Origin of the sequence: Enterocloster sp. HCN-30185 (assembly GCF_037890305.1) — a bacterium.
Lineage (GTDB): Bacteria > Bacillota > Clostridia > Lachnospirales > Lachnospiraceae > Enterocloster.
This window is the reverse complement of the sequence record NZ_JBBKBT010000015.1, coordinates 37,940-50,138: the sequence shown is the minus strand read 5'-3', so window position 1 is coordinate 50,138 and position 12,199 is coordinate 37,940. Positions and strand designations below refer to the sequence as shown.

Below are 12,199 nucleotides of genomic sequence, written 5' to 3'. Positions count from 1 at the left end.
GATCACCAGTCCCGTTCCCGGATGGCCTCCTCGGTGTCAATAGGGATATTGAACCACTCCAGAATGTAGGCCACGGTTGCCGCGATACATTCCCGTGCCACCGTTTCGATCTCGCTGTCGTGCTCGTCAAACACCTCCTGTAGATCATTGATGCCGCAGACTGCCTTATCCAGCGTTTCCTGCACCACTTCGGTATCGGTTTCGCCGTTCTCCAGCAGGTCGATGACCTTCTGAAGCTCGTCCTTTACCTTGTCTACCAAAAAAGCAGGATAGTAATTGTCTTGATACATCTCGTCCAGCAGTTTGTAATTGGGGTCAAATGCTTTCATCGTGATTTCTCCTTTCTCATTCAAACATCAAACCGTATGATTCGGTCAGGCTTCCGTCGTCCTCGTGAAATATACACTGATACAGAGGCTCACGCTGGGTTGCTTTGCGGAACCGCTCCAGAACCGGAGCCAGCGGCTCACCGGTAGGGATGCCGAGGGCATCAGACAACCGCCGCAAGCTGTCCATATCCATATCTTCCAAGTTGCAGTTGCGCTGCCTCTGCCCATACTCCTCCAATGTCTTGGAATCCACATACTGCTTTGTGTCACAGCAGTCGTGCCAGCAGATACAGCTCACAAGCAGGGAAAAGAGATCATCCATGCTCTCGGCCAGACGGCCTGCCTCCCCTTCGCTGCTGTAATATCCAATGGAGCCATCTTCCAACAGGTGGTATTCTCCGCCGGAGCCATCTCTGGCAAAGGCCATACCGGGCAGGGAAAAAGTGCATCGGCCTTCTGCGTCATCCCGTGGGGACAACTCATCCAGCAGGAAGAAGTCAAACATCGAATCAAGTTCATCCGCCAAATCAGGGTTTTCATGCAATATCTTCAAATAGTCCATAGCCGTTTTCCTCCGTTTACGGTTCTTAGGTCATTTTGCGCAGCTGTTCCAGCCACAGCGTTTCTTCCATCATCTCATCATTTTGGTAAAAATGGTCTTTGTCACGGGCCAGATGATCTACAAGCAGAGCCGCGTCCACAGGAGTGCAGACTGTGAAACTGTCCCGATCCGCCCCCTTAATCTCCCGGTTGAGGTAATACACCCGCTTGGCATCGCGGGAATACCAGTGCCCAAGCAGTTCCCAAGAAGTCAGCTCTGCTTTGGGAAGCTGTTTGCCGTAGGCATAGATCCGTTGTTCATCCCTGGCAAAATAGGTATCGCCCAAGGAGCGGAAAGAGGAAACTTCCGCGCCCTTGATGATCTTTACCTTGCCGTCTCCGTTGTGGAAGTAGACCTGCCGGCTGTCCTTTGCATATCCCTGGGGCGCACCCGAATCGTTCTGGCCGTTGTCCAACACCTGGAATGCTGCCAGCTCTGCATCTGGGATTCTCCCGCTGGTGGTGTAGACGGCTGTTTTGTCCATGGCATAGGCATAGTTTAACACCCGAAACGATGCCGGGTCTGCTCCATGAAGGCGAATCCCACCAAGAAAGCAGGCCGTAGAGGATTTGCCCCAGTAATGCCAGCAGCAGAAGTCTTTGGGCGCAACACCCTTCAACAAGCCGTTTTCATATAGGCCGGAGAAATAGACGGCTCCATCCCGAAGGAAAAATTCGTTGTCCACTGGCTCTGTGTTGGTAATTGGTTGCAGCGTTTCTTCGTGCTCGGCTGTGATGCTCAACTCGATCTCATCATCGCTGTAAACTAAGTAAAGCCCATGAGGGGATTTTCTATCGAAATGCAGTTCAATGTCACAATATTTGAGTATCAAAGGCTTTCCGCCGCTTCTCATGGTGGAAACGGCATCGGGCTTCCCGAAGATCTCTATGACCTCATCCTGCGACATTCCAAATTTTAGCGGTAAAATGTCCCGCGGATTCTGCAATATTTGATTGCGCCAAATCGTAAAATCCCGTTTCATAGTTTTCCGTCCAGTGCCCCCACAGTTTTCATGGCAGCGGAATCAAATTTGCACTGCCGCAGTTCCCGTTCGATTAGGGCAAACGCATCGGGGAAGCACTCGATCTCGTCCTGATACTCATATTTCGCATACAGTTTCCCGTACTCCGAGATCCAGACCTCTGCCGGGTAGTAGTAGCCGATGTGACCGATGGGCTGGCACTTCTGACCGGCAGCCTGTTCGATCTCCGCCAGCTCACAGCCGGACATATCCCGGAAATAGGTTTCTTCCAAATGGTTTTTGATCCCGTTGACCAGGTAAGGGAACAGAGCAAACTCAAAGTCAGCCGCCCATTTCAGCTTTTTCTGCGCCAAGTACCACTCACAGCACAGGCCGAAATACTTGCGGTAAAACCGCTGGGTGGTCTTCATCATCGGGACACCATGATCGGCGTAATACTGCTCTGGGGTGGAAATATCCACACTGCGGCCTTCGTACCATCCGGCGTACTCCATCAGCTGCTTGACCTTGCTGCCCAGATCGCCAGAGATAGGGATGCGTTCTTTAATCATTCAATCCACCTCCTGCCTGCTGCGAATCAAAGTTCATTTGGATACCCGATCTTGTCCAGCCCCACCTTGATTTCTTCCCATTCATTGCGCTTGGAGTTCAACGCAGCGACCAGTTCTTTTGTTACCGGCACCCCATCAGCAAGCTGGCGCACAGCCTCCAAAGGCAGGTCTGCTGGGTAAAACCACTTTCCATACTCCACATAGGTCTGTGGATTGCCATCAATCATGGAGAGCAGATCCTTGGATGTGTCCTCGCCGTCCATGGGATTGCAGTGCCAGGTGATTCCATCTTCCGTCCAGACGCAGAAGGTGCTTTTCATCTTTTTGACCTCACGGCTACTCATAAGCTTTTGCAAAGCAGGGGGCATTCCATTCGTCAGGTCTTCGACACGGGGAAGTTTGTCCTCCCAGTCGTAGAGTTCAGAATCCACGCCGTTAATCACGCAGCCTTCGGGCGCGAATAGGACAATCATACTCTGGTCGCTACCATCGGTGGCAAAGAATGCCTCCTTTCCTTTTCGCCATGCAGGGTTGTAGGTATAGTGGCGGATGAAGCTCCATTCCTCCTCCACCATGATGATGTCCAGAGCCGCCAGCCCTTTGCAGAATTTTTTCAGGCGCTCCGCATTGGGAAGGCCAGATAAATCTTTTGTGGAAATCATGTGGTTATCCTCCTGTCTTTCGTCACCACAGTCGGTCAATCTGGGTATATATCTTATTAGGCTCTCTGTCCGTAAAACTGGTCAATGAGTCAGTGGGTTCTGTAAGCGGCATCACATTTAAAATATCCAGTACATAATACCAGATTCCTGTATCCCAGTCCCGGAACCGACCATTGCAGACAGCCCGACCATAATCACCAGGAATCAAATCCAGTGCCAGCTCATTGAGGGGCTGTTTTTGCCCGGTCTTATTATAGGTATATCGCTCCGGCATCGCACCAATATGCCAATCATAGCGGTAACGCACCCGGATTCCGGGCTCCTGCTGAATCAGTTCAAAAGGGTGAAGTCGCACTGTGCCATTCGGCTTCCATTCCATCAGCCTGCGACAATCCTTATTGATCTGAAATCCATCGGGTCTCTGTAAAATAGATACAAAGTGTGTAGGCAGGCCAAAGGAATAGTAAGAGAAAAAGTCTTTCGGCAGCAGCATCGCTCTGGGATACTGGTTCCGTTGTGCGGCGGCGTTTCCGCCCCGACAGTCTTTATACCATTGCAAGCGGATCTGCTGGATCAGAAGCGTGGGCAGATATTTTTCTCTTTTTCGTTCCTCAGCTCTCATGGGTGATACAGAAAATCTCCTTGTTCAAATCAAAGTAGATCACCATCAGTTCGTCAGTAATCTCCGGATTGAAGGACAGGTCCAGAATGAAAACTTGCTGATCCATCTCGTCATCCACCAGGCTGCCGAACCGCTTGAGCTTCAAAAAGTCTACCATCTCGGCAAAGGATAGCTTGGATGGATCGGTTCCCAGAAAGAGTTCCGCCGCAATATCCGGGCCTACATCGTCTCGGTGGAACTCCATAAAAAATGTCACAACGCTATGGTAGCGGCTGTCCTCGTCCGCCAGCGCCGCTTTGATGGCGGATTTAGCCTTTTCTGCCAGTTTTTCCGCCTCATCCAGCATTTCTCCCACTGCATCCATGGCAGCAGGATCGCCGGTCAGTTCTTCCTCTACATCGAAGATAAAGGGCAGTCCCGTGTTTTTGGGAAAAGTAAAGATTTCCTCACCGGGTGTATATGTAAAATCTATGCGTTTACAGTTCAGTTTCATCTCTGCGCCTCCTTACTCATGCCAGTTCCGCGTCCAGTATCTGAACTGGTTTTCCTTTCTCGTTCACATAGTAAAGGGCGATATAGTCGATGCCGTCCCGCTTGACCTGTTCCCACGGCATCCGTTCACCATTGAGCAGTTCCACGGTATCCGCTTCATCCGGTTCGAAGTCCTCTTTTTCGTCTTCATAGTCGATACTGTAACCCAGCTCCAGCACCAGTTTGGAGGCAGGGATCTCATACCGTTTGAGGGGACGGTGCTCCAGCTCAGATGGATCATGTTCATCGCAGAACATATTGTCGTAGCCATGCCGTCCACCGTCAAAGATGACGAACTCCTCTCCGTTTTCCGGGTCACGGGCTGCCACCAGTCCGGGAGCCACATCGCCATCTACAATATAGGATTGGGGCTCTCCTTTCGCCGTGAGCAGATCTCCGTAATACCAAACCTCCAGCAGTTCATTGCCGGTGGTGGAACAGAGTGTCACGGTAGGCAAACGCTTCTCCGCCCATTCTTTCACATGGCCGATGAGCCAGGTGGGATATTTCTCAGTCATCATAGTCTTTCTCCTCCTACTTCAATTTCAGCACAAATTCCCAGATACTTACCACAATCAGGAGGACGCCCAGCAGGAAGAAAACCACACGCCGGTATCCTCTGCTGTGGCGATAGGCATCCCGCGTACCATTGGGGTCGCAGAGCCAGTTCCAGTTGCGGATCGCTCCAATTAAAATCACGGCTCCAATGAACACCGAGGCAATATACCAATGATCTTGTAAAAAAGTCATTATCTTCTCATGATCCATTTCGCTCTCCCCTTATAAAAACACCTCAAAACATGCTTCATTTCTTTCAATATAACAAAAAAGCCTCGTTCCATACCGTCATTATAAATAATAACAGTTTGGTACAAGGCATAAAAAGACCGCAAGAGGAAATCCCCATCCAAGATTAGATATGGCTTCTTCTACAGACACTATTAGCTTTTTATATCTATTATAAATAATTGGGGGCTGTTTCCATGACTGATCCATGGGCAAAACCTCTCTTATATGTGTATTTTTATCTTTTTATTCTATCATAAACGATTTTTATTGTAAAACTTTTTCTTACTTTTTCACTTTCCTTATCCACTTTTCCTTCCTAAAAAAACAGAGAGCAGCTCATGTTATACTGCTCCCTGTAAAAAGATTATTGTATTTGATTCGGTTAAGCACTTGGAATAAAAGTTCCATTACCATCCCATGTGCCTGGGCGTTTGGTAAATTCTGGATGGGAAGGACAATTTAAGAACATATTGGTAAAATTGGATGTATTTAAAATATCCCAGTCATTCAACGCTGATGTATCTGTAAGCTGACTAATTCCATTGAACATTGCTTTCATATTATTTACAGCACTAGTATCCCAGTTTATTAGAGCGTTCAAATCCGTTAAAGATGAGCATCCATCAAACATAGAACTCATATCGGTTACATTCCCAGTATCCCAATCTGCTAATGCTCCTATATTTATTGGTTTTAGGGTAACAATCATTTCGCTCCACAAAAAAGCAGCCCGGATTATTCCAGACTGCAATTTCCATCTTTTATACTTTTATCAAACATCCACCTCGTAAATATATTTATTTCAAATCTAATGTTGTGGTAATAAAGCATCCAAAAATATTGTAATAAAGTTTGCCTTTTCATTATTCAAATCAGTCACTTCCTGCATATCTTTTATTTTGAAAACTCAGTACCTTAAATAAATCTTCATACTGTGAAATAACAAAATCGGCTTCATTTATATCAAATGTCAGTTCGGGCGTATTTATAATGTTGTGGCCTACAATCTTATTCCGATAAATCGCTTCGCCACATACTATATTTATCAACAGCAAAAACAATATCCCAAACTTTATGAATATCATCGTTGATAATCGCACTTATACTTGAAATTGCCATCTATATTTCTCCTTTGAATCTTAACCATTTCATATCTCCTCATAAAGAGAACTATTTATTCCCGATATTAGAACCAACTTGTTTTTTCGTCCCTAAATTCAGGTTGGGTGCTATGCTCATAAGGATTATAGTTATTCAAATTGCAGCCGAACTCTTTCAATGATTTTATTTTATTATCCGCTGTCCATTCCACCAACGAAATACCATCAAATTCCTCTATACGCCCATTGTTCATTTCATTTTTAAAATACCATTCCACAATCGTCTGGTTTTCTTTGTGGAAAAATTGTTTTATTTCCCAAACAACAACTTTACCACGAGTATTCCATTCCTGAAACCAGTGTTTTACGAGTTGACGATTAGCATATTGGGTTCCCCAGCTTTCAATATAAATTACATCTTCTGCAAAAATATTGTCAATACCTAAATCCTGTTTTGTAAGCCACATTTCAAACCATAAATGAATAATTTTTTCCCTTTCATTCACAATTCATTACCTCGCTAATTTCAAAGCAATCCTACATATCTTGCATAATCAGAATAGTTCCTAATATATATCCGCAGTCCCATTCCTTGAAAATTTCATTATCATAATGGAAACAGGGGTGTTTAAATACAATACCTGAACCAATTCCATTATCATAAGTTTTCAGATAATCTTCATCAGCAGAAGATAAGACCTTAACCGTATCTGGAAATGTTTTCCAAAATACTTCCTCATCTGTATATAAATCTTTTTGGTACTGAGGTAACGCTAAAATCTCGCCTTTCATAAGAAAATCAACGGATAACCGCTTAATTTTCAAAGAGGGCATTTCCCCATCTTCTGGTATATCATATACTGCCTCATCAATTTCAATTTTTAACAAATCAACACCAAGTGAATCAAAAAAATATTTTTGTTCTTTAGTAAGGCTGTCAATAAAATCTTGATTCAAAGCTTTATCTTTTGAATAATCATTTGACTCATAAAATAACTTCGTCGATTCTATATCAACATCTAATTGCCATGGCATAAATTCAAAAAGCATATTCGTCACTCCTAAATAACAATTCCAATTTATGAACCTAAAAAAGAGTATTTTTACTTGCTATTTCTATCACTCTTTTTGAGTAATACTCTGATAAAATGCCGCCAGTTGATTTAGTTTTTTATTTGATTTCTTATAGTCCATTCCTAACTCTCTATACATAACTGCCACAACCATAATGAATGACTTTATTGCTAAGTCTAATGCATACTCTTGTCCTTCATCCAAAGGACTGAGATCAATTGTTGCTAAGCAGTTACCAAGCCTGTTTGTATTTCCAAAATTACTGGCATGTAAAGAACAGCAGGCTCTCTTATATGCGAAGTATAAATTTATAACCATCGTTTTGTAATTTCCATCTGTATGTTCGATGACATATTCGCACATATCTGTAAAAGAGTAATGACCTGACCACCAATAATCTTTTAATTTGCTTACAGAAAATTGTTTCCGCAATTTCGCAAGCTCGTTCTCGTAGTCCTGCATTTTTTCTTTTTGTCCTGCGTACCTGCACATTGTTTTTAAATTTTTATATCTTTGCACATTATAATCAGCATAATATTTCTCTACCATTCTGTCTCTATCAACACCTTCACACTGTGCTTCAAATACAGAGATAATAATGAACTGTTCAAACAAATTACGGGCCAGGCCAAGGGCTCCATCCGGAAAACCATTTTTACATAATAAAATCAATTCACGGAGAGTCAAAAGACTTTTTCCCGTGCAGTTTAAAACAAGATTCATATACGATTCTTCCTGCTTATAATGGCCATGATTTATCTTATCCGATATCTCGTCTTCTATTAAATCTAAACACTCTTCTAATTCATCTATGCGGAATTTTAATATAATATCCTCTTGTGTCATCTGATCTCCTCATGATTTCATTCAATTCTATTAGCGTCAGACTCTAAATCAAAGTTTCTGTAATGCCACATACGCTTCCTGCAATGCTTCATGGAATTTTGATTCTTTTATTTCCGAAGTCAGACCAGGCTCATCAATATAAAATAAACAGGCTTCCGGTACTGTATCCATAAAGCACTTGTGAAACAGCGGATTTTCATAAGTATTTGCGTATTCCGTATAAAAGGGTTCTGCTTGATCGTAATATTCTTCTTTCGTGATTCTTCCGTCCAGATAGTCCTTCATTTGATCTAACAAAACCGCTCTAAACTCCATGTCGCTCATGCTCATTTATCCACTCCCATTTTATATGTTAAAAATTACGGATTCCTGACAGGATTATATCACAACTATAATCCCATGTTCAACTGATCCGACAAATCGAACACCTTAAAATCCCATACTACTATTCCCATTACTCCATCAGCTTTTTATAGATTTCTTCCACATCATAGTCTGGAGCAAACGATTTTGCCACATCCATGATTCTCTGCACCTTTCCCACATCATCTTCCTCCAGCTCATTTGCAATCGTGACTGCATCCTTGCCTTTTAATGCCTTTTTACACACCTTCCCGATCAGCCAGGTCAGCGATGCATACGCCAATCGTTCTTCCCTGACCTGTGCCCTGAAATCTTCCTCCGCCCATCTTAACTTTTCTTCCAAAGTAGCCATATTGTCTCTCTTTTACTCTTCTTCTGATTTTTTCATCGAACGATGAGCGTAAATATGAGGTGGTAGCAATGCAGGCTGACATAAACAGGTTCTGAGTATATTTCAGAATACTGAGTATAGAAAAGAAATGTCCGGAATAAAATAAAATTATATACGCAGGTGCCTTTTAGGTGGCTCGGAGAAGATCCGGGCTTTTTTATATTCGTTTTCAGGAGATAATTTCACATGTTCAGGAACACAAAAGGAAACAGGCGTTTTCTGGATTTTTGGCTTTTTCTATTAAAAAAGAAATAAGCGACCGTTTGAAAATACTTTTCCCATTTTTCGTACCTGCTGCGGCACAATATGTTTTTGCTGCAGAAAAGAAAAAACCACAGCCAGTCAGGGTTTACCGACTGTCCGTGGTCTTTTCCAATTTATTATGACATATGTGTTTTTGCTCTTTGTTTCCGTTATAATGGGAATTAACAAATCCCCCAAACGAACCTCAAACCTCATCAATGGCATGACCGATATCATTTCTCATATATTTATTCCCAAATTCCACCCACTCGGTTGCCTTGTAAGCATTGGCACGGGCCTCTTTGAGATTGCCTCCTGTGGCTGTGACGCCCAGCACCCGGCCGCCGTTTGTGACAATCTGGCCCTGATCGTTTAATTTTGTGCCTGCATGGAATACAAAATATCCGTCTGCATCCTTAAAACGCTCCAGGCCGGAAATAGGATAGCCCTTTTCATAGTGCTCCGGATATCTGTCCGATGCCAGGACTACGCATACGGCTGCATTGTCCTCAAATTCCAGTTCCACCTGATCCAGAGTGCCGTCAATGCAGGCTTCAAAAAGATCTGCCAGATCGTTTTTCATCCTTGGGAGCACCACCTGGGTCTCCGGATCACCGAAGCGGGCGTTGTACTCCAGCACCTTGGGGCCATCTTCAGTGAGCATCAGACCAAAGAAAATGATCCCCTTAAATTCTCTGCCCTCCGCTCTCATGGCATCCACCGTAGGCTGATAGATCTTTTCCCTGCAGAATGCATCTACCTCGGAGGTATAGAAGGGACTTGGGGAAAATGTGCCCATTCCGCCTGTATTTAATCCCTGATCCCCATCCTTTGCCCGCTTGTGATCCTGAGCAGAAGTCATGATTTTGATGGTCTTTCCATCCACAAAGGATAAGACGGAAACCTCCCGTCCGGTCATAAATTCCTCGATTACGATCTCGTCTCCGGCAGAGCCAAACTGCTTATCCAGCATCAGGGTGCGTACCCCTTCCTTTGCTTCTTCCAGATTACTGCAGATTAAAACGCCTTTTCCCAGAGCCAGGCCGTCTGCCTTTAATACGATGGGCATTCTGGCAGTTTCCAGGTATTTGATGGCCTCCTCCGGGTCTGTGAAGGTTTCGTAAGCCGCTGTGGGGATATTGTATTTTTTCATCAGATCCTTTGAAAATGCCTTGGAACCCTCCAGAATCGCTGCATTTGCTCTGGGGCCGAAGGCACGCAGTCCTGCCGCCTCAAAGGCATCTACGGCTCCTGCTGCCAGAGGATCATCCGGAGCTACTACGGTTAAGTCAATCCCATGCTCCTTTGCAAAGGCCACCTGCCGGTCAAATTCCATCACACCGATATTGACGCATTCTGCAATCTCTGCGATTCCCGCATTTCCGGGAGCACAGTAAATTTTTTCTACTCTGGGGCTTTTTGAAAGCTTCCATGCAATGGCATGCTCTCTTCCGCCGCCTCCTATGATCAGAATCTTCATATCAACTCTTCCTCTCCTATACTTCCCCATGGGCGATCATCTGGATTGCTTTTGGAAGAATAATCCATTCTGCCTGCTCCATGACCCGTCTCTGCAGGATTTCAGGGGTATCTCCCTTTTCCACCTCTACTGCCTTCTGCAGAATGATCGGCCCCGTATCCATACCGCCGTCCACATAATGTACCGTTGCACCTGTGACCTTTACGCCTCTTCTCAGCGCTTCCTCATGAACCTTCAGTCCATAATAGCCTACACCGCAGAAGGATGGGATCAGGGACGGATGGATATTGATGATCCTTCCCTCATATTTTTTCACCATAGCCTCAGGAATTTTTACCAAAAAGCCCGCCAGCACGATAAGATCCAGCTTATATTTATCTACTTTTTCAAGAAAGGCCCTGTTAAAGGCTTCCCTGCTCTCAAACTCCTTCGGAGATATACATACAGCCTCAATGCCGTGCGTTCTGGCCCGCTCTAAGGCATAAGCGCCGGGATTGTTGCTGATCACTACACTGATTTCCGTGTCTGTGATCTTCCCGCTGTCAACGGCGTCCAGAATTGCCTGCAGATTAGTGCCTCCGCCGGATACCATTATCCCTGTTCTTAACATAAGGCCACTCCCTTTTCGCCCTCTTCAATGGAGCCGATCACATAAGGAGTATCTCCGGCCGCCCGGATGGCCTCCATAGCCTTCTCTGCATCTGCCGGGTCAACTGCCACGATCATACCGATTCCCATATTGAAGGTGTTGTACATCATTTCTTCCGCAATATTTCCCTTTTCCTGTAAAAGCTTAAAGATTGCCGGAACCTCATAGCTGTCCTTTTTAATCACTGCACGGACGCCGTCCTTTAACATACGGGGCACATTTTCATAAAAACCGCCTCCGGTAATGTGGCTGCAGGCCTTTACGGCCACTCCGGCCTTTTTAATACTCTTTAATGCTTTTACATAGATACGGGTAGGCGCCAAAAGGGCTTCTCCAAGAGTCTTTCCCAGGCAGTCATAATAGGTATTTAATCCTTCTGCGGTCATCTCCTGCTCAAATACCTTGCGCACCAGTGAAAAACCATTAGAATGTACGCCGGTGGATGCCATACCGATGAGCACGTCTCCTGCCTTTAAGCTCTCTCCTGTGATCATTTCCTTCCGGTCGCAGACACCGACTGCAAAGCCTGCCAGATCGTAATCATCCTCAGGCATCAGTCCCGGATGCTCTGCCGTCTCGCCTCCAATCAAGGCAGCCTCAGACTGTAAGCACCCTTCAGCCACTCCCTTTACGATGTCGGCAATCTTTTCAGGATAATTCTTTCCGCAGGCAATGTAATCCAGGAAAAATAAAGGCTCGCCTCCGGCGCAGGCAATATCGTTTACGCACATGGCCACCGCATCAATACCGATGGTGCTATGCTTATCCATGATGATCGCCAGCTTCACCTTGGTACCGCATCCGTCTGTACCGGATAAAAGCACTGGATCCTCCATGTCCTTAATCTTTGACAGGGAAAACGCCCCTGAAAATCCGCCCAGACCGCCTAATACCTCCGGCCGCATGGTTTTCTTTACGTGCTCTTTCATCAGCTCTACGGACTTGTAACCCGCCTCTATATCTACTCCGGCTTTCTTATAATCCAT

General features: G+C 45.1%; 19 protein-coding genes. 1 reads left to right on the top strand and 18 read right to left on the bottom strand.

The window, feature by feature from the left end; translation table 11 throughout:
- Positions 1–2: 2 nt before the first annotated feature.
- The 15 genes from WKT10_RS13625 to WKT10_RS13555 all read right to left on the bottom strand — a co-directional run bounded on the left by WKT10_RS13625 (position 3) and on the right by WKT10_RS13555 (position 8,802).
- The gene (locus WKT10_RS13625; protein WP_337434028.1) at positions 3–329 is read right to left on the bottom strand and encodes a DUF5713 family protein; all 327 of its coding nucleotides are present in this window, start codon (positions 327–329) and stop codon (positions 3–5) included.
- A 16-nt stretch (positions 330–345) separates the two neighbouring features.
- A complete protein-coding gene (locus WKT10_RS13620; protein ID WP_340277778.1) occupies positions 346–891 on the bottom strand; it encodes a hypothetical protein in 546 nt (181 codons plus the stop codon).
- A 25-nt stretch (positions 892–916) separates the two neighbouring features.
- Entirely contained in the window at positions 917–1,912 is a 996-nt protein-coding gene (locus WKT10_RS13615) for a DKNYY domain-containing protein (protein WP_340277776.1), read from the bottom strand.
- Positions 1,909–2,463, bottom strand: a complete 555-nt coding sequence (locus WKT10_RS13610; protein WP_340277774.1) for an SUKH-3 domain-containing protein — start codon at positions 2,461–2,463, stop codon at positions 1,909–1,911. The genes WKT10_RS13615 and WKT10_RS13610 overlap by 4 nt, the downstream gene beginning before the upstream one ends.
- Before the next feature lie 26 nt (positions 2,464–2,489).
- Positions 2,490–3,125 carry a hypothetical protein gene (locus tag WKT10_RS13605; protein ID WP_340277773.1) on the bottom strand — a complete coding sequence of 212 codons (636 nt, stop codon included), beginning with the start codon at positions 3,123–3,125 and terminating at the stop codon, positions 2,490–2,492.
- A gap of 22 nt (positions 3,126–3,147) precedes the next feature.
- The gene (locus tag WKT10_RS13600) at positions 3,148–3,747 is read right to left on the bottom strand and encodes a hypothetical protein (RefSeq protein WP_340277771.1); all 600 of its coding nucleotides are present in this window, start codon (positions 3,745–3,747) and stop codon (positions 3,148–3,150) included.
- Entirely contained in the window at positions 3,737–4,240 is a 504-nt protein-coding gene (locus WKT10_RS13595; RefSeq protein ID WP_340277769.1) for a DUF2004 domain-containing protein, read from the bottom strand. Before WKT10_RS13595 ends, WKT10_RS13600 begins: the two co-directional genes overlap by 11 nt.
- Before the next feature lie 16 nt (positions 4,241–4,256).
- Complete coding sequence (locus WKT10_RS13590; protein WP_337433505.1) at positions 4,257–4,799, bottom strand: hypothetical protein; 543 nt, start codon at positions 4,797–4,799, stop codon at positions 4,257–4,259.
- A gap of 13 nt (positions 4,800–4,812) precedes the next feature.
- The gene (locus tag WKT10_RS13585) at positions 4,813–5,046 is read right to left on the bottom strand and encodes a cytochrome D ubiquinol oxidase subunit II (RefSeq protein ID WP_340277767.1); all 234 of its coding nucleotides are present in this window, start codon (positions 5,044–5,046) and stop codon (positions 4,813–4,815) included.
- Between the two features lie 403 nt (positions 5,047–5,449).
- The gene (locus WKT10_RS13580) at positions 5,450–5,788 is read right to left on the bottom strand and encodes a BspA family leucine-rich repeat surface protein (protein WP_178276278.1); all 339 of its coding nucleotides are present in this window, start codon (positions 5,786–5,788) and stop codon (positions 5,450–5,452) included.
- A 465-nt stretch (positions 5,789–6,253) separates the two neighbouring features.
- Positions 6,254–6,673 (bottom strand): nuclear transport factor 2 family protein, encoded by a 420-nt coding sequence (locus WKT10_RS13575; RefSeq protein WP_340277764.1) that lies wholly within the window; start codon positions 6,671–6,673, stop codon positions 6,254–6,256.
- A 31-nt stretch (positions 6,674–6,704) separates the two neighbouring features.
- Positions 6,705–7,217, bottom strand: a complete 513-nt coding sequence (locus WKT10_RS13570; RefSeq protein WP_296039021.1) for a toxin-antitoxin system protein — start codon at positions 7,215–7,217, stop codon at positions 6,705–6,707.
- Positions 7,218–7,286: 69 nt separating this feature from the next.
- Positions 7,287–8,087, bottom strand: a complete 801-nt coding sequence (locus WKT10_RS13565; protein ID WP_340277761.1) for a DUF5677 domain-containing protein — start codon at positions 8,085–8,087, stop codon at positions 7,287–7,289.
- Positions 8,088–8,135: 48 nt separating this feature from the next.
- Entirely contained in the window at positions 8,136–8,417 is a 282-nt protein-coding gene (locus WKT10_RS13560; protein WP_178276282.1) for a hypothetical protein, read from the bottom strand.
- Positions 8,418–8,541: 124 nt separating this feature from the next.
- A complete protein-coding gene (locus WKT10_RS13555; protein ID WP_178276283.1) occupies positions 8,542–8,802 on the bottom strand; it encodes a hypothetical protein in 261 nt (86 codons plus the stop codon).
- Between the two features lie 170 nt (positions 8,803–8,972).
- Between WKT10_RS13555 and WKT10_RS13550 the strand changes: the two genes are divergently transcribed.
- Positions 8,973–9,227, top strand: coding sequence for a hypothetical protein (locus WKT10_RS13550; RefSeq protein ID WP_340277759.1), 255 nt, complete (start codon positions 8,973–8,975; stop codon positions 9,225–9,227).
- 62 nt (positions 9,228–9,289) lie between these two features.
- On the opposite strand, the gene purD is transcribed toward WKT10_RS13550, so the two are convergent.
- From purD to purM, 3 genes are read right to left on the bottom strand one after another with little or no spacing between them, the layout of a single operon-like run.
- Entirely contained in the window at positions 9,290–10,564 is a 1,275-nt protein-coding gene (gene purD, locus WKT10_RS13545) for a phosphoribosylamine--glycine ligase (RefSeq protein ID WP_340277757.1), read from the bottom strand.
- A 16-nt stretch (positions 10,565–10,580) separates the two neighbouring features.
- Positions 10,581–11,174, bottom strand: coding sequence for a phosphoribosylglycinamide formyltransferase (gene purN / locus WKT10_RS13540; RefSeq protein ID WP_066549827.1), 594 nt, complete (start codon positions 11,172–11,174; stop codon positions 10,581–10,583).
- The gene (gene purM, locus WKT10_RS13535; RefSeq protein WP_178276286.1) at positions 11,168–12,199 is read right to left on the bottom strand and encodes a phosphoribosylformylglycinamidine cyclo-ligase; all 1,032 of its coding nucleotides are present in this window, start codon (positions 12,197–12,199) and stop codon (positions 11,168–11,170) included. Before purM ends, purN begins: the two co-directional genes overlap by 7 nt.

Excerpts from the sequence above, each read along its gene's own strand:
- WKT10_RS13625 (WP_337434028.1), bottom strand. The coding sequence starts at position 329 with ATGAAAGCATTTGACCCCAATTACAAACTGCTGGACGAGATGTATCAA.
- purN (WP_066549827.1), bottom strand. The coding sequence starts at position 11,174 with ATGTTAAGAACAGGGATAATGGTATCCGGCGGAGGCACTAATCTGCAG.
- purD (WP_340277757.1), bottom strand. The coding sequence starts at position 10,564 with ATGAAGATTCTGATCATAGGAGGCGGCGGAAGAGAGCATGCCATTGCA.
- WKT10_RS13585 (WP_340277767.1), bottom strand. The coding sequence starts at position 5,046 with ATGGATCATGAGAAGATAATGACTTTTTTACAAGATCATTGGTATATT.
- WKT10_RS13610 (WP_340277774.1), bottom strand. The coding sequence starts at position 2,463 with ATGATTAAAGAACGCATCCCTATCTCTGGCGATCTGGGCAGCAAGGTC.
- WKT10_RS13560 (WP_178276282.1), bottom strand. The coding sequence starts at position 8,417 with ATGAGCATGAGCGACATGGAGTTTAGAGCGGTTTTGTTAGATCAAATG.
- WKT10_RS13595 (WP_340277769.1), bottom strand. The coding sequence starts at position 4,240 with ATGAAACTGAACTGTAAACGCATAGATTTTACATATACACCCGGTGAG.
- WKT10_RS13570 (WP_296039021.1), bottom strand. The coding sequence starts at position 7,217 with ATGCTTTTTGAATTTATGCCATGGCAATTAGATGTTGATATAGAATCG.
- WKT10_RS13600 (WP_340277771.1), bottom strand. The coding sequence starts at position 3,747 with ATGAGAGCTGAGGAACGAAAAAGAGAAAAATATCTGCCCACGCTTCTG.
- WKT10_RS13565 (WP_340277761.1), bottom strand. The coding sequence starts at position 8,087 with ATGACACAAGAGGATATTATATTAAAATTCCGCATAGATGAATTAGAA.
- WKT10_RS13555 (WP_178276283.1), bottom strand. The coding sequence starts at position 8,802 with ATGGCTACTTTGGAAGAAAAGTTAAGATGGGCGGAGGAAGATTTCAGG.
- WKT10_RS13590 (WP_337433505.1), bottom strand. The coding sequence starts at position 4,799 with ATGATGACTGAGAAATATCCCACCTGGCTCATCGGCCATGTGAAAGAA.
- WKT10_RS13605 (WP_340277773.1), bottom strand. The coding sequence starts at position 3,125 with ATGATTTCCACAAAAGATTTATCTGGCCTTCCCAATGCGGAGCGCCTG.
- WKT10_RS13620 (WP_340277778.1), bottom strand. The coding sequence starts at position 891 with ATGGACTATTTGAAGATATTGCATGAAAACCCTGATTTGGCGGATGAA.
- WKT10_RS13615 (WP_340277776.1), bottom strand. The coding sequence starts at position 1,912 with ATGAAACGGGATTTTACGATTTGGCGCAATCAAATATTGCAGAATCCG.
- purM (WP_178276286.1), bottom strand. The coding sequence starts at position 12,199 with ATGGATTATAAGAAAGCCGGAGTAGATATAGAGGCGGGTTACAAGTCC.